Origin of the sequence: Tessaracoccus lubricantis (assembly GCF_039544535.1) — a bacterium.
In the GTDB taxonomy this organism is placed as follows: Bacteria; Actinomycetota; Actinomycetes; order Propionibacteriales; family Propionibacteriaceae; genus Arachnia; species Arachnia lubricantis.
Genome location: NZ_BAABLV010000020.1, coordinates 80592 through 105204, shown reverse-complemented (window position 1 = coordinate 105204; position 24613 = coordinate 80592). Strand labels below are relative to the sequence as shown.

Genomic DNA, 24613 nt, shown 5'->3' with positions numbered 1-24613 from the left:
TGCAGGGCAACCACTCCCAAAACAGCGTCAGGAGATCCGCAACCCCCACGGCACGCTGAGCGCGCCCCGGCTGATCAGCCCCACGCGGGCGGCGAGCGCCGCGAGCAGCTGCTCGCCATCCGCGACGGCCGCTCCCCCGGCCACCGTCTCCGACGACGTGGCGGGCCTGAGGAGGTCGAGGAGGCCGGAGTCGCCGACGTGCCCGAGCTTCACCGTGTCCGGGTTCAGCCCGGCCAGCGCGCAGGCCCGTTCCACGGCGAGCCGCTGGCCGCCGAGGTGGTCGACCAGGCCCCGCTCCTTCGCGTCGGCGCCGGTCCAGACCCGCCCGCGGGCGATGCGCTCCAGATCCTCGTAGTCCATGCCCCGGTCCTGCGCCGCGAACGTGGTGAAGTCCAGGTAGATGCGGTCGAGCCAGGCGTCGAGGCGCTCCCAGTCCTCGTCGGTGAACTCGTGGGCGCTGGACAACGCACCGGCCGCCGACCCCACGTGGATGGTCTCGCGGACCAGGCCCAGCTTGTCGTAGAGCCGCTGCGTGACCATCTTGCCGGCGAGCACGCCGATGGAACCGGTGAGCGTCGAGGCCTGCGCCACGATCTCGTCGGACGGCATGGCCACGTAGTAGCCGCCGGAGGCCGCGACGGCACCCATGTGCGCGACGACGGGCTTGCCGGCCTCCCTCAGCCGCAGCACCGAGCGACGGATGAAGTCGGAGGCGACGGCGGAGCCGCCGGGCGAATCCACGTCGAACACGACGGCCTTGACGTCGTCGTCGCGCAGTGCGGCGCGGAGGTGTTCGTCGACCACGTCGGCCCCTGCCTGCTCCCCGCCGACGGGCGTGCGGACGCCACGACCGGTCACGATGGCGCCGCGGAGGCTGACGACGGCCACCTTGGGCTGCTTCGGGCGCAGCTTCCTCACCAACGCAGCCCTGGACGTGTAGCGGTGGGCGAACAGCAGGTTCTCCGGGTCTGCGCCCCACTCGCCGAGCGCATGGGCGTAGGCCTCGTCGCGGTAGCCGATGTGGTCGACGAGCCCCAGCTCGCGGGCCCGCTCGGGCTCGACTGGCGAGCTGTTGACGGCCTCCCACACCTGGTCGACGGGGAGGTTGCGGAGGCGTGCGATGGCCTCGACCACGCCGTCGACGACCGACTGGCCGATGCGCTGCATCATTTCGCGGTGCGGCCCGGTGACGACGTCGGAGGCGTAGGTGTTGGCGGCGGTCTTGTACTCGTGCCGCTGGCCGAACTGGGGCTCGACGCCCACCTTGTTCAGCAGGCCCTTGAGCAGCGTGATGGACAGCTCGACGCCCTCGATGGCCAGCATGCCGGTGGGCTGGATCCAGACCTCCTGGGCGGAGGCGGCCAGCCGGTAGGCGCCCAGGCCCTGCACGAGTTCACCGAACGACTCGGCCCACGCCATGGTCGTCTTCTTCGTGCCGAACTGCTCGACGAGCTCCGCGATCTCCTCGAGGTGGGCGAGCTGGAGCCCGGTGGGCGTGGCGTGCACGATGAGTCCCAGCACGCGCTCGTCGTCGGCTGCCGCGGTGAGGTGTTCGCGCAGCGCCGCGACGGTGGGGCTGTTGATGAGTTGGACGGCCTGCAGCGGATTGGTCGGCTTCGCGACCAGCACCCCCCGCGCCAGGTCCAGTTCGAGTACCACCGGCTTGTCGCCGACGATCTTGCCAAGCACGTCCTTGAGGCTCATGGCCCCAAGGATACGTGGGCCCCGAAGGCCGGGCCGGGCGGACCGTCGTCGACGGCGGCCCGGGCACGCGAAGACCCCGCCCACGCGGTGGACGGGGTCTGCGCGAGTGGCCCTGGGGTCAGGGCGCGGGCGTCACAGGATGGACTTGGCGACGGAGGCGACGTTCTCGCCGGTGAAGCCGAGCTCCTCGAAGACCTTCGAGCCCGACGCCGAGGCGCCGTAGTGCTCGATGCTGACGGAAGCGCCCTTGGGGCCGATGTACTTCGCCCACCCCATCTGGATGCCGGCCTCGACGCTGACGCGCGCGGTGACCGACGCGGGCAGCACCGACTCCTTGTACTCGTCGGACTGCTCCTCGAACCATTCCTGGCAGGGCATCGACACGACGCGCGTGGGCACGCCGTCGGCCTCGAGGACGTCCTGCGCGTCGAGCGCGACGGCGACCTCGGAGCCGGTGGCGATCAGGATCAGCTTCGGCTCGGCCGAGGCCTCGCTCAGCACGTAGGCGCCGTTGGCGACGCCCTCGGCCGAGGCGAACTTCTCGCCGCGGGCGACGGTGCGCAGGTCCTGACGCGACAGGATGAGGCCGGCCGGGCGATCCGTGCGGCGCAGCACCTCACCCCAGGCGACGGAGGTCTCGTTGGCGTCTGCGGGGCGCACGACGTCGAGGTTCGGGATGGCGCGCAGCGCGGCCAGGTGTTCGATCGGCTGGTGCGTGGGGCCGTCCTCGCCGACGCCGACGGAGTCGTGCGTCCACACGAACACCGAGGGCACCTTCATCAGGGCGGCCAGGCGGACGGCGGGGCGCATGTAGTCGGAGAACACCAGGAACGTGCCGCCGTAGGAGCGGGTCAGGCCCGACAGGTTGATGCCGTTGACGATGCCGCCCATCGCGTGCTCGCGGATGCCGAAGTGCAGGGTGCGGCCGTACGGGTTGCCGGGCCATTCCTTGGTGGTGCGGGCCTCGGGCAGGAAGGACGGCTCGCCCTTCATCGTCGTGTTGTTCGAGCCGGCGAGGTCGGCGGAGCCGCCCCACAGCTCGGGCAGCTGGTCTGCCAGGGCGGCGAGCACCTCACCGGACGCGGCGCGGGTCGACTTCTTGCCCTCCTCGAAGACCGGCAGGGAGAAGTTCTCGGGCAGCTTGCGGGCGGAGATACGCTCCAACAGGGCGACCCGCTCCGGGTTGGCCTTCTTCCACTCCTCGAACCTGGCGTCCCACGCCTCGCGGGCGGCCTTGCCGCGGGAGGCGGCGTTCTCACGGGCGTGCTTGACGGCATCGACGTCGACGGCGAAGGGTTCCTGCTCGAAGCCGAGCACGTCCTTGAGCGCCTTGATCTCCTCGCCACCGATCTTCGAGCCGTGGACGGCGGCCATGCCCTGCTTGGTGGGCATCGGCCAACCGATGACGGTGGTCAGCTTGATGAACGACGGCTTGTCCGTGACGGCCTTGGCGGCCTCGATGGCGTCGTAGAGGGCCTGGACGTCTTCCTTGTACTCCGTGCCACCGTTGGTCCAGTCCACGTGCTGCACGTGCCAGCCGTAGGCCGCGTAGCGGGCGCTGACGTCCTCGCTGAACGCGATGTCGGTCTGGCCCTCGATGGTGATGCGGTTGTCGTCGTAGATCAGCACGAGGTTGCCGAGGTTCTGCGTGGCGGCCAGCGAGGAGGCCTCCGACGCGACGCCTTCCTGGAGGCAGCCGTCACCGGCGATGGTGTAGATCGTGCGGTCGAACACCGACTCGCCCTCGGGCGCCTCCGGGTCGAACAGGCCACGCTCACGGCGAGCGGCCATGGCCATGCCGACGGCGTTGGAGATGCCGGCGCCCAGCGGGCCGGTGGTGCACTCCACGAACTTGGTGTGCATGTATTCCGGGTGGCCAGGGGTCTTCGAACCCCAGGTGCGGAGCGCGGCGATGTCCTCCAGTTCCATGTCCATGCCCGCCAGGTACAGCTGCGTGTACTGGGTCAGCGAGGCGTGGCCCGCCGACAGGACGAAGCGGTCACGGCCCAGCCACAGGTCGTCGGTGGGGTCGCTGTTCATCACCTTCTGGTACAGCAGGTAGGCGACGGGGGCCAGGGACACCGGCGTACCGGGATGCCCGTTGCCGACCTTCTCGACGGCGTCGACGGCGAGGATCCGGGCGGTGTCCACGGCGCGGGCGTCCTTCTCGGTCCACTCAAGAGTCACGGTTGTTCCTAACTAACTCGTAGGTGTGCGGCGCAGTACAGGCTTCTTTGTTTCGCTGCGGCACTCATGCGCACAAGACTATCCTGCGCGCCCCGTGATCCCGTGGGCCGGGCGGGACGCGGCTGCAACATTGGGCAACTGCCCAAGGTTGCGGCAACGGTTCACCAGGAACCGCCGCCGGCCCCCGCGGGACCGCCGGTCCCGAAGAGGAAGTGGTTGGGCACCTGCGCGGCGGCCGACGCCTCGGACGCGTCGTCGTCGGCGTTCCGGGGCTCCGCCGCCGACTCCGTCGGCTTGGGCTCCCCCGGCGTCACCGGGCGCGTCGTCTCGCCGAGCGCCTCACGCACGAGCTTCTGCAGCCCCTCGCCGTCGGAGGGGTCGAACTTGCGGATCTCAGCCATGTCTCACTCCTGGGTGACGGGCGGCTCGGCCGACCACGGGAAGACGATCCACTTGTCGGTGGCCTTCCAGACGTAGTCGGGCTCGACGATGGTGCGGGGCTTCGAGTACAGCACGGCCGAGCGCACGTCGGCGCCGAACCCGCGCAGCAGCTTGATCACCAGGTGCAGCGTGCGGCCCGAGTCGGCCACGTCGTCGACGACGAGGATCTTGCGCTCGGCGATCGACTCGGTGTCGAGCATCGGGGCCAGCAGGACGGGGTCTGCCAGCGTCTCGTTGACGTCGGTGTAGAACTCGACGTTGATCGCGTCGGTGAGCTTCACGCCCAGTGAGTAGGTCATCGCGCCGGCCAGCGTCATGCCGCCCCGTGCCACTGCGATGATGACCTCGGGGAAGAAGTCGGAGTCCGCGACGGCGACGGACAGCTCCCGCTGGGCGTCACCGAAGCCTTCCCAGGTGAGGATTTCCTTGTCCGTGAGGTCTCGAGCGTCCGCGTGATAAGCCATGGGCCAATGTTAGTGGGAAACCCCCCGGGGGCTCAGGCAACCCTCAGTAGCGCGGAACGCGGCTGCGCGTCAGTTCGGCTCGTTGCCCTCGAAGATCATCGTCAGGAACACCACGTCGAGCCAGCGGCCGAACTTGCGGCCCACCTGCGGCAGGCGGCCGGCCTCCTCGAAGCCGAGCCGACGGTGGAAGGCGATCGAGTCCTCGTTGGAGCCGTCCACCACGCCCACCATGACGTGCACTCCCCTGCCGCGCGCGTAGTCGATCAGCGCGGTCATCAGCATGCGCCCGGCGCCGGCGGCGCGATGCCCCGAACGGATGTAGACGCTGTGCTCGACGGTGTGGCGGTACCCCTCCAGGGGCCGGAACTGGCCGTAGCTCGCGTAGCCGACGACGAGGCCCTCTGGGTCCTCCAGGACCAGCACCGGGAATTCGGCCGCGGTGAGGCGCTCGAACCACGCCTCGCGGTCTGCCACGGTGACCGGTTCCAGCGCATAGGACGCCGTCGTGCCGACCCCTGCCTCGTTGTAGATGTCGGTGATAGCCGGGATGTCTCTGGAATGGGCAGGGCGAATGGTCGGCATGGGTCAATCCTAGGGGCGGCACGAGGCCGGGCAGTACGCTCGCTGGCATGAGGATCCATGAACTGACCGGCGCGTGGGGCACCGCGCGCGTCGCCGAGCTGGGAGGGTGCGTGCTGTCCTGGCGCCCGCGTGGCGGCGACGACGTCCTGTTCGTGTCCGCCGAGGCAGCGCTCACCCCGGGCGACATGTGGCACGGCGGCATCCCCGTCTGCGCGCCGTGGTTCGGCGCGGGCCGGGGTGACTGGGTGGTGCCGCACTCGCACGGCCTCGTCAGCCGGGTCCCGTGGCGCACCGACCTGGTGGAGCAGAGCGACGACCGCGCCAAGGTGGTCATGACGCTCGGCTCGGCGGACGTCGCGCACCTGCCCGGCGCCGACCGGTACCCCGACGACCTCGGCTACCGCCTCGACATCTGCATGGACGCGTCCGCGCTGACCGCCACGCTCACCATCACCTCGCCCAGCAGCAGCGTCGTCGTCGACCAGGCCTTCCACCCCTATCTGCGCGTCGACGCGACGACCGTCACCGTCACCGGGCTGGAGGGCGTCGGCTTCCAGGATGCCGCCGATGGCTGGGCGCCGGGCAGCCACGACGAACCGCTCACGTTCGACGGCCGCACCGACCTCGTCTACGAGTCCGCCCCTCCTGTGTTCATCAACGACGGCGTGCGCACCCGCCGGCTCAGCAGCCACGGCGCCAGCCGTACCGTGGTGTGGAACCCGGGCGAGGGCAACGACCAGTTGCCGGGTGACGAGTGGCGGCAGTTCATCTGCGTCGAGTTCGGCAACGTGCGCACGGGCGCGGTGACCATCCCCGCCGGCGGGGTGCACCGCCTGGCGATGACCATCGAGGTCTGAGGGGCCGCCTCAGCCGCCGTGGCCCGGGTAGATGATCGTCTCGGGTGGCAGCCCCAGCCCGCCGTCGGTGGGCGCATCCCCGGTGAACACGCAGCCCAGGGTCGGCGAGTACAGCCACACCCCGCGGTGCCCGTTCGGCGGCTGCATCACCTGCAGCGTGACGGCGCCGACGGTGAACTCCTGCCCGACGTGGGGCGTGGCCCAGACGGGCGCCCCGGTCCGTTCGCCCAGGGTGGCCACCGCCGCGTTGCCATGGGGGTCGGTGGTGCAGACCACGGCGACCACGCGCCGCCCGTCGACCACGTCGAGGACCTCGTCGGGGTCCGCCACGGGGTCGACGGCGATGACCTCGCGCTCGTCGCCGACCAACCACGTGTTGCGCCCACCCCCGGTGGCCGCGAGCATGACGGGCGGCAGACCTTCGTCCCCCAGGATTGACTGCATACGCGCCACACTAGCCCTGGGACCATCCCTGTGGGTGGGGTCCCCCAGGTCGCGCCGGACGAATGCGCGACGCCGCGTCCGGGAGCCGATCACCTCGGTGCGAACGCAGTCACGGGGTGCCCAGCCTCGGCCCATGCGCTGAACCCGCCGTCGAGGTGTGTCACGTCGGTGCGGCCCATCTCGTGCAGCGACGCCGCGGCCAACGCGGAACGCCAGGCCGAGCCGCAGTAGAGCACCAGCCTGCGCCCGTCGTCGAGCGCCCTGCGGTAGTAGGGCGACGACGGGTCCACCCAGAACTCGAGCATGCCGCGCGGCGCCCGGTAGGCGCCGGGGATGGTGCCGAGTCTCTCCAGTTCGCCGGGTTCGCGGATGTCGACGAACAGGACCGAGTCGTCGTCGAGCAGGCCGACGGCGTCGTCGAGCGCCACGGGCGGCGCGACGGCGCTGGCCTCGGCCACGAGCTCCTGCGCCGAACGGCGCAACGGTTCACCTGGCCCGCGGGTCATCCGTGCAGGTACTTCACGAGGTGCTCCTGCTCCGTCTGCAGCTGGTCGATCCGGCTCTTGACGATGTCGCCGATGGACACGATGGCCGCGAGGTGGCCGTCGACGATCACCGGGAGGTGCCTGGCCCGGAACCGCGTCATGTCGGTGGCGACGGCGGCCAGTTCGTCGTCCATGCCGCACGTGTGCACGTCTGCATCCATGACGTCGGCGATGGAGCGGTCAAGCAGCGAAGGGCCGAACTTCCGCAGGCCCTGCACGATGTCACGCTCGCCCACGATGCCGACGACCGTGTCGCCGTCGTCCGTGATGACCACTGCACCGATGCGATTGTCGGCCAGCAGATCGACGAGGTGCCTGACGTCCTGGTCAGACCGCGCCGTGATGACCGAGCTTCCCTTGTTGTGTATGACTTCGTTGATCCGCATGCCCCAAACTAACGCGAATGTGTCTCTGGCGCAGCAGTTCGACGCTCTGATTGCGGCGTCAGGCCGGTGAGGCCGGGCTGTTGCCGTTGCCATTGCCCAGGGTCTGGATCATGTCGAACGCCGGCAGCGACGCGGGCGGCACGTTGACCACCTTCGCGGGCACCCCCGCGACGGTGGTGTGGGGCTCGACGTCCTTGAGCACGACCGAGCCTGCGCCGATCTTGGCGCACTCCCCCACCTTGATGTTGCCGAGCACCTTGGCGCCGGCGCCGATCATCACGCCGCGGCCGATCTTCGGGTGCCTGTCCCCGCCCTCCTTGCCGGAACCACCGAGCGTGACCTCGTGCAGCATCGAGAACTCGTCCTCGACGACGGCGGTCTCGCCGATGACCACCGACGTGGCGTGGTCGAACATGATGGCCTTGCCGATCTTCGCGCCGGGGTGGATGTCGACGGCGAAGGCCTCCGAGATGCGGCTCTGGAGGTAGAGCGCCAGCGGCTTGCGGTCGTGCGTCCAGTAGAAGTGGGCGACGCGGTAGGCCTGGATCGACTGGAAGCCCTTGAAGTACAGCAGCGGGTTGGCGTAGCCGGGGCACGCCGGGTCTCGGGTGACGACGGCCTGGAGGTCTGCGCGGATGGCCTCCTGGATGCACTCCTGCTCGTGGAGCACGTCGTGGAAGATGTCGCGCAGGCCCAGCGCCGGCAGCGTGGGGCTGTCGAGCTTGCTGGCGAGGATGTAGGCGAGCGACTCCTCGACGTCGGGCTGGCTCAGGATCGTGGCGTGCAGGAAACCGGCCAGCAGCGGCTCGTTGTCCGCGGCTTCGCGGCACTCGCGCTTGATCGCGTCCCAGATCTGGTCGTCGGGGACGATGAGGGCGGGGTCCATGGCAGCCTCTTTCCAGTCGACTCGCGCAACAGGTTACCTGCCGCGCTCGCACCGCTCGCCGGTGTTCGCCGTGGGCAATCAGAGCAGGCCGCGGTCGTAGGCGACCCGCACGGCCGCGGCCCGGTCGCCCACGCCCAGCTTGCCGAACACGCGCGACAGGTGCGTCTTCAGCGTCGCCTCGCTGATGAACAGCCTGGCCGCCGCCTCGCGGTTGGTGCCGCCTGCCGCCACCTCGCGCAGCACCTCCAACTCGCGTTCGGTCAGCGGCGTCTCGACGGTGCGGCCGCTGAGCACGCTGAGCACCTTGGGCGTCAGCACCGGCCGCCCGGCGGCCAACTGCCGCACGGCGTCCAGCAACTCCGCCCTCGGCGTGTCCTTGAGCAGGTAGCCGTCGGCGCCGGCCTCGAGCGCGCGCCGGATGTCCTGGTCGGTGTCGTAGGTGGTCAGCACCAGGATGCGGGGGCGGGTGGCGGACCGGGCGCGCAACTCCGCGATGGCCGGGACGCCGTCGCCGGCCGGCATCCGCAGGTCCATGAGCACGACGTCGGGGTCGGCCCCGGCAACCACCGCCACCGCCTCGTGCCCGCCCGCTGCCTGGCCCACCACCTCGATGTCGTCCTCGCGCCCGAGGATGGCCACCAGGCCGTCGCGCACGATGGGGTGGTCGTCTGCAATCACGATGCGGATCATCGCCACCTCCCGGGCAGGGTCGCCGTCACGATCGTGCCACGCCCCGGCGAGGTGTCGACGGTGAGCTCACCGTCGGCGTCCTGCGCGCGGCCGCGCATGCTGGCCAGCCCCACTCCGGGCCGGGTGGTGGCCGGGTCGAAGCCCGCGCCGTCGTCGGCGACGGTGACGCGCACCTGGTCGGCCTCGTAGCCCAGCTCGATCTGCACGGTGCTGGCGGCCGCGTGCTTGCGGGCGTTGGAGAGTGCCTCCTGTGCGATGCGCAGGAGCGCGGGGTCGTTGCCGCTGGGGCGGGGGTCGCCGTCGACGATGAGCCTCGCCTGGCCACCATGGAGCTGGCGCCACGCAGTGAGCAGGTCCCCCAGCGCGGTGGCCAGGTCGGCCTCGTCGAGGCGCGGCGACGACAGCGCCCGCACGGAGCGGCGCGCCTCGGCCAGCGCCTTGCGGGCCGTCTCGTGGACCAGCTCCAGTCGACGTTCACGCTCGGCGGCGTCGTCGGTGCTCGACACCGCCCCCAACTGGGCGATGATCGCCACGAGGTCCTGCGCGACGGTGTCGTGGATCTCGCGCGCCAGCCGGGCGCGCTCCTCGGCGACCCCCGTGTCCCTGGCCTGCGCCACCAACTCGGCCTGCAGCGCGGAGTTGTCCTCCTGGGCGCGCATCAGGCTGGCATGGGCCCGCTCGAGTTCCTCGGTGTGCCGCTGCCGTCCGCGGTCCGCCCGCGCCATGGCGCCGGCGATGGCCAGGTTGACCGCGGTGAACAACCCGATGAACAGCGGGGTGAACAGCGCCGACGGCGGCCCGCCCGTCTGCGACAGCGCACACACGACGGCGGTCGCGGCCACGCCCGCAGCCAACTCCCGGCCACGGGCCAGGCGCGAGGCGTCGACGTAGCCGTAGAAGCCGTAGAGGCCGAACAGCGGGTTGAGCAGCACCAGGGTCGCGGCCAACGCCGTGTGCGCCCAGAAGAGCAACCGCCCGCGGACCGACCCGCGCCCCGCCGCCGACAGGAACCACCGCAGCACGGCCGCCACGACGGCGAGCCCCACGAACCAGACGACGGTCCACGGCCGGTACATCTCCGGGGCCAGCGACACGAGCAGCAGCGCCCCGGTCAGCGAGAAGGCCAGCAGCACGAGCGCCGCCACTGCGGTGGACCAGTCGCGTTGCTGCATGCCCCCATCCTCGCCTACTCCCACGTGAAGGTCCGGATCGCCACGGCCACGCCGACGACCGTCCAGGCAACGCACACCGCCACCCTGGTGACCGGCGAGGCGATCCAGCCCTCGGCCGCGCCCGGCGCCGTGCCGAAGGCGGCGTCGCTCATCAGGCGCGTGGCCGCGCCGCCCGGCATCAGGTCCGACACGATCGTGAGCCACTCCGGGAACATCGCGCGCGGGAACCACATGCCCGAGGCGAACCACTGCGTCGCCGCCAGCGCGGTACCGATGCCGCTGGCCGCCTTGGGGCTGCTGATGACCGCCGACAGCACGGTGCCCATCGCGAGGAACGCCGCCGTCGACACCAGCACCGCGCCCGCGTAGCTGAACGGGCGCTCCGCGCCGCCAGCGCCGAAGAACAGCGGGACCACGGCGATGAACAGCGCCGCGCCGACGCACAGCAGCACCATGAGCGCCAGGAACGCGGTGAGCAGGTTCGCGGCCGAGGCCGGCGTGGTGCGCAGCCTGCGCAGGAAGCCCAGTTCGCGGTAGTCACCCAGCATCTGCGGCAGCAGCACCAGGCCCGTCATCGAGATGGCGAACATCGTCAAGGTGGGCGTGTACGCCTGGCTGACGCTCAACCCGCCGAAGCCGGGGTTGGGGTTGCGCGCAGCCGGGATGGCCGCGATGACCACTGCCGCCAGCAGCGGCAGCGTGAACCAGACCAGGACGCCGGGCGTGCGCGCCAGCATCCGGGCCTCGTTGCGGAACAGTGCGACGGTGGCGCTCATGCCACGGGCTCCTTCCAGGTGAGCTCGAGGTAGGCCTCCTCGAGCGAGCGGTGCCCCTCCGCGAGCACTGCCGGAGGGGCGTCGGCGACGATGACCCCGCCGTCGATGACCACGACGCGGTCACACAGGTAGCTGGCCTCCTCCATGGAGTGCGTCACGAGGACCATGGTCACGCCGGCGTCGCGCAGGGCGGTCAGGTAGCGCCAGATCTCGCGGCGGGCCGACGGGTCGAGGCCCGTGGTGAGCTCGTCGAGGATGGCGATGCGGGGGCGGCCCACCAGCGCCAACGCCACCGACAGCCGCTGCTGCTGGCCACCGGACAGCTGCTCGAAGCGCTTCTCGGCATGGTCGGCCAGCCCGAAGCGGGTGAGGAGTTCGCCCGCAGGGACGGGGTCGCCGTAGAAGGAGCCGAAGAGCTCGAGCGCCTCCCGGGCCTTGATCTTGGCGGGCAGCCGGCACTGCTGCAGCTGCATGCCGACCAGTTCACGCAGGCCCTGCGGTTCGTCGGCCGGGTCCATGCCGTCGACGGTGACGGTGCCGCCGTCGCGCGTGCGCAGGCCCCCGATGCATTCGACCGTGGTGGTCTTGCCCGCACCGTTGGGCCCGAGGACGCCCAGGATCTCGCCCTCGTGGACCTGGAGGTCGATGCCCTTGAGGACGCGGTGCGCGCCGTAGCTCTTGGTGAGGCCGGTGACGTCGATGAGTGCCATGTCACCCATCGTCTCGCACCCGTGCCCGGGGCACGTCCGTCAGGAAGCTCGACCCGGGGTCATCCGATCGGATGACGGCGGCTCAGTCCTCATCCGGCTCGGGGCCGTAGCGGCCCTCGCGTTCCTCCTCGATGGAGTCGACGAACTCGGTCTCGACGTCGAGGTCCACGCCGTCCATCGCCGCCATGTACTCCATGTCGGGGTCGGGGATGTCGTCGCCGTCCATGAACCCGATCACGTCGGTGCGCCACGCCAACTCGCGGCGCTCCTGCCCGGTGATGGGCTCGGTGTGGACGTCGGGAACGCCGTCGAGGTTCATGTCGGCGCTGCGGGCCATCCGCGCGTCCCTGGACAACGCGATGGCGCCGACGATGGCGGAGATCGCGGTGCCCAGCAGCACGCCGATCTTGCCGCCGGCGGTGTGGTCGCCGTCGGCGAACGACAGGTCGGCGATCAGGAGCGACACGGTGAAGCCCATGCCGCAGATGAGGCCCACCGGCACGAGGTCGCGCAGGCCGATGGCGTCGGGCAGCCGCAGCGGCGTGAGCTTGGTGACCAGCGTGGTGGTCAGCAGCACGCCGGTGATCTTGCCGACGAACAGGCCCAGCACGATGGCCAACACCACCGGCTGCAGGAGGATCTCGCCGATGCCCTCTCCCGTGATGAACGTGACCCCGGCCGCGAAGAAGGCGAAGACCGGCAGCACGATGCCGGCCGAGAGCGGCTGCAACGCGTCGTTGATCTGGTGCGTGCGCGGCTCCTCCTCCCCGTGGACGGGTCGGGCGGGCACGCAGAAGCCGAGGATGACGCCCGCGATGGTGGCATGCACGCCGGAGGAGTGCATGAACCACCAGGCCACGAGGCCCAGCAGCAACAGCACCCAACGCGGCCAACGCCTGGTGCGCACCACGAACCAGAACGCGACGGCGGCGGCGACGGTGCCCAGCAGCATGACGATGTTGAGGTCGCTGGTGTAGAACACGGCGATGACGATGATCGCCAGCAGGTCGTCGACGACGGCCAGCGTCATCAGGAACATGCGCAGCGCTCGCGGCAGGCCGCGGCCGAAGACCGCGAGCACCGCCAGGGCGAAGGCGATGTCGGTGGCGGTGGGGATCGCCCAGCCGTGCGCGGCGCTGGAGTCGCCGGTCACCGCGATGACGACCGTGTAGATGACGGCCGGCATGGCCATGCCACCCATGGCCGCGAAGACCGGGACGGCGGCCTCCTTGAGGTTGCGCAGGGACCCGAGGACCAGGTCGTGCTTGAGTTCGACGCCCACGAGGAAGAAGAACAGGGCGAGCAGGCCGTCGGACGCCCAGGCCGCCAGCGGCAGGTGGAGGTGCAGCGCCTCCGGCCCGACCTCGAACTCGGACAGCGCGTGGTAGGCCTCGCTCCATGGGGTGTTGGCCCAGATCAGCGCGACCAGCGCGGCGGCGAGCAGCAGCGCCCCACCCGTGGTTTCGCGGGTCACCCAGAGGCGGAGCCTCGCGGCCGCGGAGGGCCGTTGCATCACGGTGGTCGTCATTGAATTCTCCAGTTCGTCGCCTGGGGTGATTGACGCAAAATTACGCCCCACACCCCGGCCCCCTTCCGGGTTGCCAATTGTTGCAGCCGGTGGCAACAGGGAGAACCTATCGTGCACCCGGGACGCTGCCGCGAGGCCCCCCGGAATGCGGAACACCCGGCGCGAGCAGTGCCCACGCCGGGTGTTGCAGTGTGTTGCCGGTCAGCCTCAGGCGGCCTGGCGCTCCTGGAAGCCCGCGAAGGCGCAGAACGAACCGACGAAGCCCTCGACGATGGCGCGGAGGCTCTCGGACTGCAGGCTGCCGTCCTCGCCCAGGTCGCCGTCGCGGTACTGCACGAAGGCCTCGGGCTGGCCCATCACCTGCATGTCGAGGTGGGCGAGCACGTTGCGCAGGTGCTGCTGCGCCATGGCGGTGCCGACGCTGCCGGGCGAGGTGCCGATGACGGCGGCGGGCTTGCCGCCCCACACCGACGTGCCCCACGGGCGGCCGCCCCATTCGAGGGCGTTCTTGAGCGCGGCGGGGATGGTGCGCGAGTACTCGGGGGTCACGAAGATCACGGCGTCGACCCCGGCCACGGCGACCTTGAAGTCGCGGGCGACCTGCGGGTAGTCGACGTCCGCATCGCGGTTGTACAGGGGGAGGTCGGAGATGTTGATCTCCACGTACTCGACACCTGCGGGAACGACGCCGCCGATGGCCTTGGCGAGCGAGCGGTTGATCGAGGTCGACGACAGGGAGCCGACGATGTATCCGATGCGCATGGAAAACCTTTCGAAGTTCTTGCTAGTTGAAAGATTAACCATTTGATTGGCCGCTTGCCAAATCAGACGGCGTCGAAGGCGTCCGGCTCCTCGTCGTAGCGGGCCGCGAGCGCCTCCTGGAGTGCAGCATCGTCGGGGATGAGGGCGTAGTAGTCGTCGTCGGCGCTGGTCTCGAGGTCCTCGACCGCCTCCACGTCGCCCGGCGCCAAGGCGGCCGCCTCGGCCTCGATGCGGGTGATGAGGTCCGCCACCTGGTCGAGGCCCAGCCAGCGGTAGCCGTCCTTGGCCTCGGCCAGTTCCTCCGGGTCGATGGTCTCGACGGCGTGGAGTGCGCCGCCGTTCATCACCATGCCGTGGAAGACCAGCGCTGCAGCCAGCGCGAGGTCGCCGTCGCCGTCAGCCCCTCCGTCGAGTGCTCGGTTCCAGATGCGGTCCAGGTTGCTCATGCGCGGCATTGTAGGACGTTGGCCCCGCGTGTCGATTCGCGACGCCCTTCCCTGTTGGGCGACCCCGCACCTGACTACGCTTCCGACCATGTCCGGCATCGCATTGACAGACCACGACCTCCCCACCCGGGAGGAACTCGTGCGGCTCTACGCCAGCGTCGGCTGGAGCACCTACGCCGAGGATCCGGAGCGGCTCTACGACGCCGTGAGCCGCTCGTTGCGGGTGGTGTGCGCCCGCGAGGACGGCAAGCTCGTGGGCCTCGCCCGGGTCGTCGGCGACGGGTTGACCATCGTCTACCTGCAGGACATCCTCGTGGACCCGGGCCACCACCGCCGCGGGATCGGCACCCAGCTCTTCGAGCGCGTCCTCGCACCCTTCGCCGACGTGCGCCAGCAGGTGCTCATCACCGACGACGAGCCGGGCCAGCGCCTCTTCTACGAGTCGATGGGCCTCACCGAGATCCGCGACATGCAGCGGCCGGTGCGGGCCTTCGTCCGGTTCGCCTGACCTCCCGCTGGGCCCTTCCGGGGCGCCGGATCGGGTGTTAGTTTGGCAATGGTCCGCTGCAGCCGCAGCGCACACTGCTCGGGAAGGAACACCCATGACCAGCATTTCCATCATCGGTACCGGCGGCATGGGCCAGGCGATCGCCAGCGTCGCAGGCCGCGGTGGGCACGACGTCCAGTCCATCGCGCACGAGGACACCTCGGAAGCCACCGGCGACATCGTCGTCCTCGCCGTCCCCTACCCCGCGGTCAGCCAGATCCTCTCCCAGCGCGGGGAGAGCTTCGCCGGCAAGATCGTCGTCGACATCACCAACCCGGTGGACTTCGAGACCTTCGACTCGCTCTCCGTGCCGGCCGACAGCTCAGCGGCCGCCGAGATCGCCGCGAAGGTGCCGGACGCCAAGGTCCTGAAGGCCTTCAACACCACCTTCGCCGCCACCCTGGCCCAGGGCAAGGTGGGCGAGCTCACCACCACCGTCCTCATCGCAGGCGATGACGCCGACGCCAAGGCCACGCTGGCCGAAGTCGTCACCTCCGGTGGCCTCCGCGCCATCGACGTCGGCAGCCTCAAGCGGGCCCGCGAACTCGAGGCGATGGGGTTCCTCCAGATCACCCTGGCGGCGGCCGAGAAGCTGCCGTGGACGGCCGGCTTCGGCGTCGTGTCCTGAGGCGACCCACTCGATGAGGCTGCTGCTCCTGGGCGGGACCAGGTTCCTCGGACGCGTCATCGCCTCCGAGGCCCTGCTCCGGGGGGACGCCGTCACGTGCCTGGCGCGGGGCAACGGCCCCACGCCGGCCGGGGCGACGCTCATCCGCGCCGACCGCGACGACGACACCGCCCTGTCGAAGGTCGCCGACGAACACTGGGATGCGGTGGTGGACCTCACCAGTGAGCCCGTCCACGCGCGCCGGGCGGCCCGCAGCCTCGACGCCGACCGCTGGGTCTTCGTGTCCACGGGCAGCGTCTACGCCTCCTACGACGCGCCGGACCAGGACGAGTCGGCGCCCGTCCACGACCCCTTGGAGGGCGACAGGATGCGCGACATGGCCGACTACGGCCCGGCGAAGGTGGCCTGCGAGGAGATCTACCGCAACCGCTCCCCCCGCCACACGATCATCCGGTCCGCGCTCATCGGGGGCGAGGGCGACGACTCGGGCCGCTCCGGCTACTACCCGTGGCGGTTCGCGCACCCCACCGGCCCCGACGTGCTGGTGCCCGACCCCACGTTCCCCACGGCCCTGCTCGACGTACGCGACCTCGCCGACTGGGTGCTCCACTGCGCCCGGCACTCCGTCGACGGCACGTTCAACGCCGCGGGCCTGACCACCTCGCTGGCCGAGGTCTACGAACTGGCGCGCGACATCACCGGCAGCCCCGCCGTCGCACGCGTCGTCGACGACGTCACGCTGCAGCGCGCCGGGGTGAGCCCCTGGGCCGGGCCACGCTCGCTGCCGCTCTGGGTGCCGGACCCGGAATGGCGCTACGCGGCAACGCTCGACAGTGGACGCGCCAGGGCGCAGGGGCTGCGCACCCGCCCGCTGCGCGACACGCTCGCCGCGGCGCTGGCCCATGAGGACACGCGCACCGGGCCACGACGCTCCGGGCTCACCGATGACGAGGAGGTCGAGCTCCGCCGGCTCCTCGACGAGGGGGCACCGTGAGCGGGCGGCAACCGGACCGCCCCGTACGGACGGCGGTCAACCTCCAGGACTGGCAGCACGTCACGTTCCTGCACTGGGCCTACGACCCCGACGCCGTCCAGCGGCTCCTCCCCCGCAGCCTGCGCGTGCAGCGCTGGGGTGACGTCACCTGGGTGGGCGCCATCCCCTTCCGGATGGCCAACGTGCGCTTCCCCGGCCTGCCGGTGGTGCCCGGCTGGCGGTCGTTCGCCGAACTCAACGTCCGCGCCTACGTGACGGGCCCCGACGGCCGCGAGGGCATCTGGTTCCTCGGCATGCTGGTGGCGCGTCGTTCGTTCGCGCTGGCCCTGCGCACCATCGGGTTGCCGTACTCGGCCTCCGCCTCCCAGGTCCGCGTCGAGTGGCCGCGGATCGACTACCGGTTCGCCGCGCCGGGGCTGCTCAGCCCACGCGCCGACGACTGGTTCACGGCCGCCGTCGAGGTGGGGGCACCGCTGGAGGGCAGGGAGCGCACGCGGCTCATCGACACGCTCACCGGGCGCTTCACCGCGTTCCACCGCCGGGGCATCATGTGGCAGACCCCCGTGGCGCACCAGCCGTGGCCGCTGCACCACGCCACCGTCGACGGTGAACTCACCGCGCCGCTGCGCTGGGTGGGGCTGCCGGAGCCGGAGGGCCAGGTGATGGTGCAGGCCTCGCCGGGCGTCAACGTGCGGTTGGCGAGCCTGCGGCCCGCTCCCAGCCTGCGACTCCCCCACGCACCACCCGGAACAGTCTATGTACCGTCGGCTGCGCGCCAGTGAGCCGCACGCGCAGCTCGGGGCTGCGCACTGCGAGCTTGGCCATCAGGTGCGCCCATTCGAAGGCCACTTGGCCCTCTGACACGTCGATGAGCTCCGCCGTGCGTGGCACGTCGAGGATGCGGCTGCGGTCGAAGGCGTAGCCGCGGGCCGCCGCGGCGTCGGCGATGCCGTCGAGGAACACCGCCATCGACGACAGCGGCGCTGCCGTGGCGCGGAACCGCACCAGTTGCGGGTGGTGGACGTAGCCGCGCGTGCCGCCGGCGAGCACCTTCTGGGCCAGCAGCGCCTCCCGCCATGCCGCGGTGAGGCCCTGCCGGTCGAGGAGCGAGGGATCGAGGGACCAGAGACGCACGACCCCAGTGTCACCGCCTCGTCAAGGCCACGGCCGCCAGCAACGCCGCGACTGCCCAGGCGCCGAGGAGGACGTTTCGCAGGGCATGGTCCGGCGGCGCGCCCACCATCGCGGCGCGCACGGCGTCGTCGAAGCCCCGCGCGCCGCCGTCGGGCGCGGGGACGTAGCGGTGGATGTCGTCTTCGCGGCAGACCACCTCGTGCACGAGGCTGCCGATGAGCGGCTTGGCGACCCCCGCGTCGAGCGGGGTGACCAGGCCGATCCACTGGCTGGCGAGCTCGGGGGTGAGCACGGGTACCGTGACGATCACGCGGCGTCGCAGCCCCGTCACGGCGGCGAAGCGCTGGAGCATGTCGGCGTAGGTCAGCACCTCGGGGCCGCCCACGTCGAAGGTGCGGTTGACCTCAGGCGCCAGCTCGGCGGCGCCCACGAGGTAGTGCAACACGTCGTCGACGGCGATGGGCTGGATCCGGTTGCGCAGCCACTTGGGCGCCACCATCACCGGCAGCCGCTCCGCGAGGTGACGCAACATGTCGAAGGACACCGAGCCCAGCCCGATGACGACGGCGGCCTGGATCACGGCCGTCGGCACGCCGGAGGCCATGAGGATGTCGCCCACCTCCACGCGCGAGGCGAGGTGCGGGCTGAGTTCCCCGTCGGGGTGCAGGCCGCTGAGGTAGACGATCCGCTGGACGCCGGCTGCCGCTGCCGCGGCCCCGAACGCGCGGGCCAGGTCACGGTCGCGTTCCGAGAAGTCGTCGGCCTTGCCCATGGAGTGGATGAGGTAGTAGGCCACCTCGACGTCGGCGAGGGCGGCGGCCAGGTCGTCACCGGAGTCGGCGTCGCCCTCGACGACCTCCACCAGCCTCCCCCACTGCTGCTGCTCGATCGCGTCCCCGTGCCGGGTCAGGACGCGGACGTGCCACCCCGCGGCCAGCAGCCGCTGCGCGAGCAGGCCCCCGATGTAACCCGTGGCGCCGGTGACGAGCGCGGTGCGGCCGGGGCCGCGGGAGCTGGGTTCGGACATGACGGTTACCTCGCTGCCTCGAGGACGACCGGCAGCAACAGCAGCATGCCGGTGGACCAGGTGATGTGGGTGACGATGGGCGCCAGCACTCCGGCGGTGACGCGGCGGTACAGCGCGGTGACGAGGCCCAGGGCCGCTGCGGCGAGGACCAGCAGCGGCACCCCGGTGCCGATCGTCGTGAGGGAGTAGAGGACGGTGGTCCAGCCGACGGCGTACCGCGGCGGGAGCGCGGAGAACAGTGCGCCGCGGAAGTACAGCTCCTCCACGACGCCGTTGAGCACCGTGATGGCGAGCACGACGGGCAGTGACCCGAAGCGGGCGTGGTCGAGCAGTGCATCGACCGGCTCCCGCAGCAGCGGGAACCGGGCGACGGCGACCGCGCCGCCGAGGAAGACGGCCACCATCAGCACCCCGAGCGCCAGCGGTTGGACGACGGGCGTCGTGACACCACCGGCGCGGGTGCGGGCGAAGCCCACCCGTAGCGGCCCGGACAGCACGGCGCCCAAGCCCCAGATGGCGGCCAACCCCAGGGCGGCCCGGTAGAAGCGGTCGTCGCCCGGCTCGATCCGCAGCGTCGCGACGAGCGCGGCGGTGCCGGCCAGGTAGGTGACGGCGGCGACGACCCGGCGGCGCCGCAGCACCGTCGGCTCCTCCGGGACGTGCGGGGTCACTGGCTCGGCCAGTGCGGCGCGCAGGAAGCCGCCGAGTTCGCTGAGGACGGCCGCGTGCCACATGCCCGCCAGTCTGCCATCGGCGACGGTGCGGGCCAGCCCCTTGTCGAGGCCGGTTCGTCAGTCCCGCGCGGTGGGCAGCGTCAGGGTGAACGTGGCGCCGTGCCCCAGCCCGTCGCTGGCGGCGGTCAGCGAACCGCCGTGTGCCAGCGCGAGGCCGCGAGCGATCGTCAGCCCGATGCCGGAGCCCCCGGCGTCTCGGTCGCGCGCGGTGTCGGCGCGGTAGAAGCGGTCGAACACCTTGGTCAGCTGGTCGGGCGCGAGGCCGTCGCCCGTGTCCGAGACGCTGATCTCCACTCCGCCGACGTGCGCGGCCGTCGAGATGTGCACCCGGCCGCCCGGGGGCGTGTGCCGTAGGGCGTTGCCCAACAGGTTCCCGAGGATCTGGCCGACGCGCTGGGGGTCCGCGAGCACGGTGCCGTGGGCCGGATCGGCCGTCAGCGCGACGCCCCCCTCGGCGTACCGGTGCGCCATCGAGGCGACCGCGCCCTCCACCAGGTCGGCCACGGGCTGCGGGTGGGCGTCGAGGGTGAAACGGCCCTCCTCCGTGCGGGACACGTCGTCGAGGTCTGCGGCGATCTGGCGGAGCCTGTCGGCCTGGAGCAGCAGGAGGTCCTGACTCTCCTTGTCCCAGGGCACCACACCGTCGATCAGCGCCTCGACCTCGGCGGTGAGGGTGGACAGCGGGGTGCGCAGTTCATGGGCGACGTCGGAGAGGAGGCGTCGTCGGCTGGCCTCGACCGAGTCGAGGCGGCCCGCCATGGCGTTGAAGGCCTCGGCGACGGCGTCGAGCTCGGGGCTGGCGCCCCCGACCGGGACGCGGGCCTGGTAGTCGCCCGTCTCGAGGCGGGCGGCGGCCGCCGTGAGCTCGTCGAGTGGGCGGCGCAGCCTGCGCGTCTCCTGCCAGGCCAGGGCGGTGGCCAGCGCGAGCGCCAGGAGCAGCCCCACGCCCAGCGACCCGAACGTGGCCTCCAGGAACGCCTGCTCGACGTGCACCATCTCGGCCGAACCCTCCCTGTGGCCCAGCTGCAGCAGGTGGTCGTGGAACAGTTGCGGGCCGACGAACCCCGCCACCAGCGCCGCAGCCAGCAGCCCCGCAGCCACCACGAGCGCGAGCGTCAGGAACGTGCGGGTGCCCCACCGCATGCGCCGTCCGGCGACCCCGCTCATCCCTGCCCCATCCGGTACCCCACCCCACGGATCGTCAGGATGTAACGCGGCTCCGTGGGCGGGTCATCGAGCTTCTTGCGCAGGTTGGCGACGTGCACGTCGACCACGTGGTCGTCGCCGACCCACGACGGCCCCCACACCTCGTCGATGATCTGCCGTCGGCTCAGTGCCAGGTGTGGGCGGGCGGAGAGCGCGTCGAGGATGTCGAACTCGGTGCGGGTCAGGGTGACCTCCTCGCCATGGAGCTTGACCTCGCGCCCGTCCTGGTCGATCGTGAGCGCACCGAACTCACGCGCGTCGGACACGGCTGCCGACGGTGGCGCGGTGCGGCGGGGCCGCCGCAGCACGGCCTGCACCCTGGCCACCAGCTCGCGGGGGCTGAACGGCTTGGTCAGGTAGTCGTCGGCCCCCACGGACAGGCCGACGAGCTTGTCCACCTCGTCGGCGCGGGCCGTCAGCATCAGGACGTAACAGTCGGAGAAGGTGCGCACCTCGCGGCACACCTCGATGCCGTCGAGCCCGGGGAGCCCGAGGTCCAGGATGATCACGTCCGGGTCCAGGCGGCGGGCCGCGTCGAGGGCGTCGGGGCCGGTGTGGGCCAGCGCGGTGGCGTACCCTGCGCGGTCGAGGTAGGACGCGACGATGCCCGCCAACGCACGCTCGTCGTCGACGATGAGGATCTGCGGCGGGGCCTGGGTCATGCGGCAATTATCCGCGTTCTTGACCGGCGGGCCCGGGCCCCGGCCCAACCCACGGCGGTTCTTGACCGAACCTTGACTCGACGTGGATCGATTCCTGACCAGCGGCGGCGACGCTGGAGCTGTGAACGAGACTGCGCTGACCGCACCGCCGCGGGCCGATGCCGACCCGGTCGAGGTCGTGCTGGTGACGGCCCCTGCCTGCCACTTCTGTGACGACGCCCACCAACGGCTGGGCGAACTGGAGAGGGCCGGCCTCCTGCGCCTCACCACCGTCGCGGCGGAGTCCGACCGGGGTGCGGCGTTGATCGCGCAGCACCGGCCAGGGATGTTCCCGCTCACGCTCGTGGGAGGACGACGCTTCCACGACGGCCGGATCCCGCGCGGGAAGCTCGCGCGCCTCGTCATCGAACTGGAGGCCCGCTGATGGGAGCAGAACTGTTGGGCGCGGGCGGCATCCTCGCCGCGTTCCTGGCGGGCGGCGTCGCGCTGTTCGCTCCGTGCTGCATCGTCTTCCTGGCGCCGAGCTACCTTGCCGCCGCCGCGAAGAACCGACGGTGGCGGCTGCTGCCCCTGACGTTCGTGTTCGCGGCCGGCCTGGCGGCGGTGCTGGTGCCGATCACGATGGGCGTCAGCATCATCGCCGGCGCCATCGCCATGTACCACGTGGTGCTCTACTGGGCCGGCGGCCTGTTGATGATCGGCCTCGGCGCGCTGGCCCTGTCGGGCGCGATGTGGTCGATGCCGTCGTTCCTGAAGGCCCCCGACACGGCGCGCGGCGACACGGCCACCTTCTTCAGCCTGGGCGTCTTCTCCGGCATCGCGTCGAGCTGCTGCGCGCCGGTTCTGGCCGGCGTGATGACGCTGTCGGCGCTGTCCGGGTCGGCCGCCGGCGGCCTGCTGCTCGGCGCCGCGTACGTCTTCGGCATGGTCATCCCCCTGTTCGTCATGGCGCTGTTGTGGGACAAGCGGCCCGAGCGCATGCGCCGCTTCAGGGCGCGGCCCGTCACGCTCAGGCTGGGCCGGTTCCGGCTCGCCACCAACACCGTCAACCTGCTCGTCGCCGTCGGCTTCGTGGTCATGGGCGTCCTCGTCATCGGCCAGGCCGGTGCTGAGGAGATGACCGGCGTCGACGCACCGCTCGTCGGGTTCGGCGCCTGGCTGAGCGAGGCGTTCGCCTGGCTCGTCGCCGTGACCGCCCCCATCCCCGAGGCCATCCTCGGCCTCGCCCTCCTGGCGCTGGTGTCGGTGTTCGTGCTCGCCACGCTGCGCGACCGCAGAAAGCCGGGTGAGGCCGTCGAGGAGTCCCACGACTGCTGCTCCTCGGAAGACACCACAGACCAGCCCGCCCACACCTCGAAGGAACTGCCATGACGCCCACGGCCACCGCCACCCGGCGCAACCACGCCCCCAACCCCCTCGACAAGGACCCGAGGCTCGTCTGGATCCGGGTGGTCGGCGCGCTGGTCGCGGTCGTCATCATCGGGGTGACGGGCTACGGCCTGTGGACCGCCATGCCGGAATCCGGCGACACCGACAGGTTGGCCCCGGACTTCACCCTCACCACGACCACCGGAGAGACCGTCACCCTGAGCGAGCTGCGCCCCAGCCCGGTCATCCTGTACTTCAACGAGGGCGCGGGGTGCGGGTCGTGCACCATGCAGATGGCGGAGATCGAGAAGCACCCCGGCTTCGCCGAGGCGGGCATCAGGGTGCTGCCGATCGTGATGAACACGGCCGAGCAGATCCAGGTGGACCTGGACCAGTTCGGGGTCACCACCCCGTTCCTCCTGGACGACGGAACCGTGTCGAAGGCCTATGACGTGCTCGACAAGGGCATGCACCCCGGCCTGCCGGGCCACGGGTTCGTGCTGATCGACGGCGAGGGAGTGCAGCGCTGGTACGGCAACTACCCGTCGATGTGGCTGGCGCCCGACGACCTCCTGGCCGAGGTCAAGAAGCGGCTGGCGTAACGCTCAGTGCCGCTCGGCGGCACGGTCAGACCTCGCCTCGAGGAACGCCGCGATCCGTGCCCGCGCCTCGTCGGTGCCGAAGCTTGCCGCGATGGTGCGGGCCTCCTCGTCGAGTTGGTCGGCGAAGGACCGCGAGCACGACGAGCGGATCAGCCGCTTGGCCTCTCCGTAGGCCCCGGCGGCGCCGTCGAGCCAGCTCCGGGCGACGGCGTGCGCCCGTGCCGCGTAGCCCTCACCGTGCACCACCTCCGCGACGAGCCCCCAGCACTGCGCCTCCTCCGCCGTCAGCATCCGGTCCGACAGGACCAACTGCAGGGCGCGTCGGGTGCCGACTGCCCGCGCCAGCTGGGCGCTGACCGACAGGTCAGGGGTGAGGCCGATGTTGGCGTACCGGCTGCCGATCCGTGCCCCGGACGCCGCGACCACGTAGTCGGAGCTGAGCAGCACGCCCAGCCCGCCGCCGGCGGTCACGCCGTGCACCGCGGCCACCACGGGGACGCTCGACTCCGTCAACGCCCGTATCCCGCGGTGGATGGTGTGCGCGAGGTCCTCGAGTTCCGACGGCGACCCCATCGTCGTGGCCATGTCGATGACGTCGCCGCCGGCGCAGAAACCGGGGCCGGCGCCGTCGATCAGGATGGCGCCGACATCGCTGCGGGAGGTCAGGTTGACGGTGGCCCGCTCCCAGGCGAACGCCATCTCGGCGTTGAACGCGTTGAGGCGCGCGGGGCGGTTGAGGGTGAGATGCGCCAAGCCGTCGTCGACGGAGACGAGGAGGGGTTCGTTCACGGCACGCTCCTTTGCGTCTGATCTCCCCACACCCTAAACCCGGACGGGGACCATCCGCGGGCGGACAAGCAGGAAGGCCGCCGCTCCAGTGCGGAGCGGCGGCCTTCCGGAGTTGGGGGTCAGCGGATGACGGTCACGTTGGACGCCTGCAGGCCCTTGGGGCCCTGCTCCACGTCGTACTCGACCTTCTCGCCCTCTTCGACGGAGCGGTAACCCTTGGACTGGATCGCGCTGAAGTGCACGAACACGTCCTCGGTGTTGTCATCGGGAGCGATGAACCCGAAGCCCTTCTCGCCGTTGAACCACTTGACTGTACCTGTTGCCATGACTTTCGCCCTTCTG

The 24613-nt window shown here is 71.1% G+C and carries 31 protein-coding genes; 8 read left to right on the top strand and 23 right to left on the bottom strand.

Translation table 11 applies throughout. The features are described 5' to 3' along the window. Positions 1 to 27: 27 nt before the first annotated feature. From sppA to ABEA30_RS06695, 5 genes are all read right to left on the bottom strand, one after another. On the bottom strand, positions 28 to 1704 hold the full coding sequence (gene sppA, locus ABEA30_RS06715; protein WP_345580875.1) for a signal peptide peptidase SppA: 1677 nt from the start codon (positions 1702 to 1704) through the stop codon (positions 28 to 30). Between the two features lie 132 nt (positions 1705 to 1836). Next, a complete protein-coding gene (gene tkt, locus ABEA30_RS06710) occupies positions 1837 to 3891 on the bottom strand; it encodes a transketolase (RefSeq protein ID WP_345580872.1) in 2055 nt (684 codons plus the stop codon). A gap of 161 nt (positions 3892 to 4052) precedes the next feature. Further along, complete coding sequence (locus ABEA30_RS06705) at positions 4053 to 4292, bottom strand: hypothetical protein (RefSeq protein WP_345580869.1); 240 nt, start codon at positions 4290 to 4292, stop codon at positions 4053 to 4055. A 3-nt stretch (positions 4293 to 4295) separates the two neighbouring features. Continuing rightward, positions 4296 to 4796, bottom strand: coding sequence for a phosphoribosyltransferase (locus ABEA30_RS06700; protein WP_345580866.1), 501 nt, complete (start codon positions 4794 to 4796; stop codon positions 4296 to 4298). A gap of 69 nt (positions 4797 to 4865) precedes the next feature. Then, positions 4866 to 5378: a GNAT family N-acetyltransferase gene (locus tag ABEA30_RS06695; RefSeq protein WP_345580863.1), complete on the bottom strand. Its 513-nt coding sequence runs from the start codon at positions 5376 to 5378 to the stop codon at positions 4866 to 4868. A 47-nt stretch (positions 5379 to 5425) separates the two neighbouring features. On the opposite strand from ABEA30_RS06695, the gene ABEA30_RS06690 reads away from it, so the two are divergent. Next, positions 5426 to 6235: an aldose epimerase family protein gene (locus ABEA30_RS06690; protein WP_345580860.1), complete on the top strand. Its 810-nt coding sequence runs from the start codon at positions 5426 to 5428 to the stop codon at positions 6233 to 6235. 9 nt (positions 6236 to 6244) lie between these two features. Here the strand turns inward: ABEA30_RS06690 and ABEA30_RS06685 are convergent, their stop codons facing one another. From ABEA30_RS06685 to ABEA30_RS06635, 11 genes are all read right to left on the bottom strand, one after another. Beyond that, positions 6245 to 6679, bottom strand: coding sequence for an MBL fold metallo-hydrolase (locus tag ABEA30_RS06685; RefSeq protein WP_345580857.1), 435 nt, complete (start codon positions 6677 to 6679; stop codon positions 6245 to 6247). Positions 6680 to 6768: 89 nt separating this feature from the next. After that, on the bottom strand, positions 6769 to 7185 hold the full coding sequence (locus tag ABEA30_RS06680; RefSeq protein ID WP_345580854.1) for a rhodanese-like domain-containing protein: 417 nt from the start codon (positions 7183 to 7185) through the stop codon (positions 6769 to 6771). Continuing rightward, positions 7182 to 7610, bottom strand: coding sequence for a CBS domain-containing protein (locus ABEA30_RS06675; RefSeq protein ID WP_345580851.1), 429 nt, complete (start codon positions 7608 to 7610; stop codon positions 7182 to 7184). Before ABEA30_RS06675 ends, ABEA30_RS06680 begins: the two co-directional genes overlap by 4 nt. Positions 7611 to 7668: 58 nt before the next feature. Further along, on the bottom strand, positions 7669 to 8496 hold the full coding sequence (gene cysE, locus ABEA30_RS06670; protein ID WP_345580848.1) for a serine O-acetyltransferase: 828 nt from the start codon (positions 8494 to 8496) through the stop codon (positions 7669 to 7671). 78 nt (positions 8497 to 8574) lie between these two features. After that, a complete protein-coding gene (locus tag ABEA30_RS06665; RefSeq protein ID WP_345580845.1) occupies positions 8575 to 9186 on the bottom strand; it encodes a response regulator transcription factor in 612 nt (203 codons plus the stop codon). Next, on the bottom strand, positions 9183 to 10358 hold the full coding sequence (locus tag ABEA30_RS06660) for a sensor histidine kinase (protein ID WP_345580842.1): 1176 nt from the start codon (positions 10356 to 10358) through the stop codon (positions 9183 to 9185). Before ABEA30_RS06660 ends, ABEA30_RS06665 begins: the two co-directional genes overlap by 4 nt. A gap of 14 nt (positions 10359 to 10372) precedes the next feature. Beyond that, complete coding sequence (locus ABEA30_RS06655) at positions 10373 to 11134, bottom strand: ABC transporter permease (RefSeq protein WP_345580839.1); 762 nt, start codon at positions 11132 to 11134, stop codon at positions 10373 to 10375. After that, entirely contained in the window at positions 11131 to 11844 is a 714-nt protein-coding gene (locus tag ABEA30_RS06650) for an ABC transporter ATP-binding protein (RefSeq protein WP_345580836.1), read from the bottom strand. The genes ABEA30_RS06655 and ABEA30_RS06650 overlap by 4 nt, the downstream gene beginning before the upstream one ends. Before the next feature lie 82 nt (positions 11845 to 11926). Next, entirely contained in the window at positions 11927 to 13372 is a 1446-nt protein-coding gene (nhaA, locus tag ABEA30_RS06645; protein ID WP_345580833.1) for a Na+/H+ antiporter NhaA, read from the bottom strand. Positions 13373 to 13579: 207 nt separating this feature from the next. Continuing rightward, positions 13580 to 14134: an NADPH-dependent FMN reductase gene (locus ABEA30_RS06640; protein WP_345580830.1), complete on the bottom strand. Its 555-nt coding sequence runs from the start codon at positions 14132 to 14134 to the stop codon at positions 13580 to 13582. Positions 14135 to 14196: 62 nt separating this feature from the next. After that, complete coding sequence (locus ABEA30_RS06635; RefSeq protein ID WP_345580827.1) at positions 14197 to 14580, bottom strand: DMP19 family protein; 384 nt, start codon at positions 14578 to 14580, stop codon at positions 14197 to 14199. Between the two features lie 88 nt (positions 14581 to 14668). Here ABEA30_RS06635 and ABEA30_RS06630 point away from each other — a divergent pair, with 88 nt between their 5' ends. From ABEA30_RS06630 to ABEA30_RS06615, 4 genes are all read left to right on the top strand, one after another. Further along, on the top strand, positions 14669 to 15088 hold the full coding sequence (locus ABEA30_RS06630) for a GNAT family N-acetyltransferase (RefSeq protein WP_345580824.1): 420 nt from the start codon (positions 14669 to 14671) through the stop codon (positions 15086 to 15088). Between the two features lie 94 nt (positions 15089 to 15182). Then, positions 15183 to 15755 carry an NADPH-dependent F420 reductase gene (locus tag ABEA30_RS06625; RefSeq protein ID WP_345580821.1) on the top strand — a complete coding sequence of 191 codons (573 nt, stop codon included), beginning with the start codon at positions 15183 to 15185 and terminating at the stop codon, positions 15753 to 15755. Positions 15756 to 15768: 13 nt separating this feature from the next. Further along, positions 15769 to 16749, top strand: a complete 981-nt coding sequence (locus tag ABEA30_RS06620) for an NAD-dependent epimerase/dehydratase family protein (protein ID WP_345580818.1) — start codon at positions 15769 to 15771, stop codon at positions 16747 to 16749. Next, entirely contained in the window at positions 16746 to 17531 is a 786-nt protein-coding gene (locus tag ABEA30_RS06615; RefSeq protein ID WP_345580815.1) for a YqjF family protein, read from the top strand. The genes ABEA30_RS06620 and ABEA30_RS06615 overlap by 4 nt, the downstream gene beginning before the upstream one ends. Here ABEA30_RS06615 and ABEA30_RS06610 read toward each other — a convergent pair. Genes ABEA30_RS06610 through ABEA30_RS06590 form a run of 5 tightly spaced genes read right to left on the bottom strand, consistent with a single transcriptional unit; the run spans position 17434 to position 21512 of the window. Further along, a complete protein-coding gene (locus ABEA30_RS06610; protein ID WP_345580812.1) occupies positions 17434 to 17883 on the bottom strand; it encodes a pyrimidine dimer DNA glycosylase/endonuclease V in 450 nt (149 codons plus the stop codon). The two genes, ABEA30_RS06615 and ABEA30_RS06610, sit on opposite strands and share 98 nt — an antisense overlap. Positions 17884 to 17893: 10 nt before the next feature. Continuing rightward, complete coding sequence (locus ABEA30_RS06605) at positions 17894 to 18910, bottom strand: NmrA family NAD(P)-binding protein (protein WP_345580810.1); 1017 nt, start codon at positions 18908 to 18910, stop codon at positions 17894 to 17896. Between the two features lie 5 nt (positions 18911 to 18915). Continuing rightward, the gene (locus tag ABEA30_RS06600; protein WP_345580807.1) at positions 18916 to 19644 is read right to left on the bottom strand and encodes a CPBP family intramembrane glutamic endopeptidase; all 729 of its coding nucleotides are present in this window, start codon (positions 19642 to 19644) and stop codon (positions 18916 to 18918) included. Between the two features lie 57 nt (positions 19645 to 19701). Beyond that, positions 19702 to 20811 carry a HAMP domain-containing sensor histidine kinase gene (locus tag ABEA30_RS06595; RefSeq protein ID WP_345580804.1) on the bottom strand — a complete coding sequence of 370 codons (1110 nt, stop codon included), beginning with the start codon at positions 20809 to 20811 and terminating at the stop codon, positions 19702 to 19704. Then, positions 20808 to 21512, bottom strand: a complete 705-nt coding sequence (locus tag ABEA30_RS06590) for a response regulator transcription factor (RefSeq protein WP_345580801.1) — start codon at positions 21510 to 21512, stop codon at positions 20808 to 20810. The genes ABEA30_RS06595 and ABEA30_RS06590 overlap by 4 nt, the downstream gene beginning before the upstream one ends. A gap of 121 nt (positions 21513 to 21633) precedes the next feature. Between ABEA30_RS06590 and ABEA30_RS06585 the strand changes: the two genes are divergently transcribed. From ABEA30_RS06585 to ABEA30_RS06575, 3 genes are read left to right on the top strand one after another with little or no spacing between them, the layout of a single operon-like run. Next, on the top strand, positions 21634 to 21936 hold the full coding sequence (locus tag ABEA30_RS06585; protein WP_345580798.1) for a glutaredoxin: 303 nt from the start codon (positions 21634 to 21636) through the stop codon (positions 21934 to 21936). Then, positions 21936 to 22883 (top strand): cytochrome c biogenesis CcdA family protein, encoded by a 948-nt coding sequence (locus tag ABEA30_RS06580; protein WP_345580795.1) that lies wholly within the window; start codon positions 21936 to 21938, stop codon positions 22881 to 22883. Before ABEA30_RS06585 ends, ABEA30_RS06580 begins: the two co-directional genes overlap by 1 nt. Beyond that, positions 22880 to 23482, top strand: a complete 603-nt coding sequence (locus tag ABEA30_RS06575) for a peroxiredoxin family protein (RefSeq protein ID WP_345580792.1) — start codon at positions 22880 to 22882, stop codon at positions 23480 to 23482. Before ABEA30_RS06580 ends, ABEA30_RS06575 begins: the two co-directional genes overlap by 4 nt. Positions 23483 to 23485: 3 nt before the next feature. Here ABEA30_RS06575 and ABEA30_RS06570 read toward each other — a convergent pair whose 3' ends face one another. Then, entirely contained in the window at positions 23486 to 24271 is a 786-nt protein-coding gene (locus tag ABEA30_RS06570) for an enoyl-CoA hydratase/isomerase family protein (RefSeq protein WP_345580789.1), read from the bottom strand. Positions 24272 to 24390: 119 nt separating this feature from the next. After that, positions 24391 to 24597, bottom strand: coding sequence for a cold-shock protein (locus ABEA30_RS06565; protein WP_345580786.1), 207 nt, complete (start codon positions 24595 to 24597; stop codon positions 24391 to 24393). Positions 24598 to 24613: the final 16 nt, after the last annotated feature.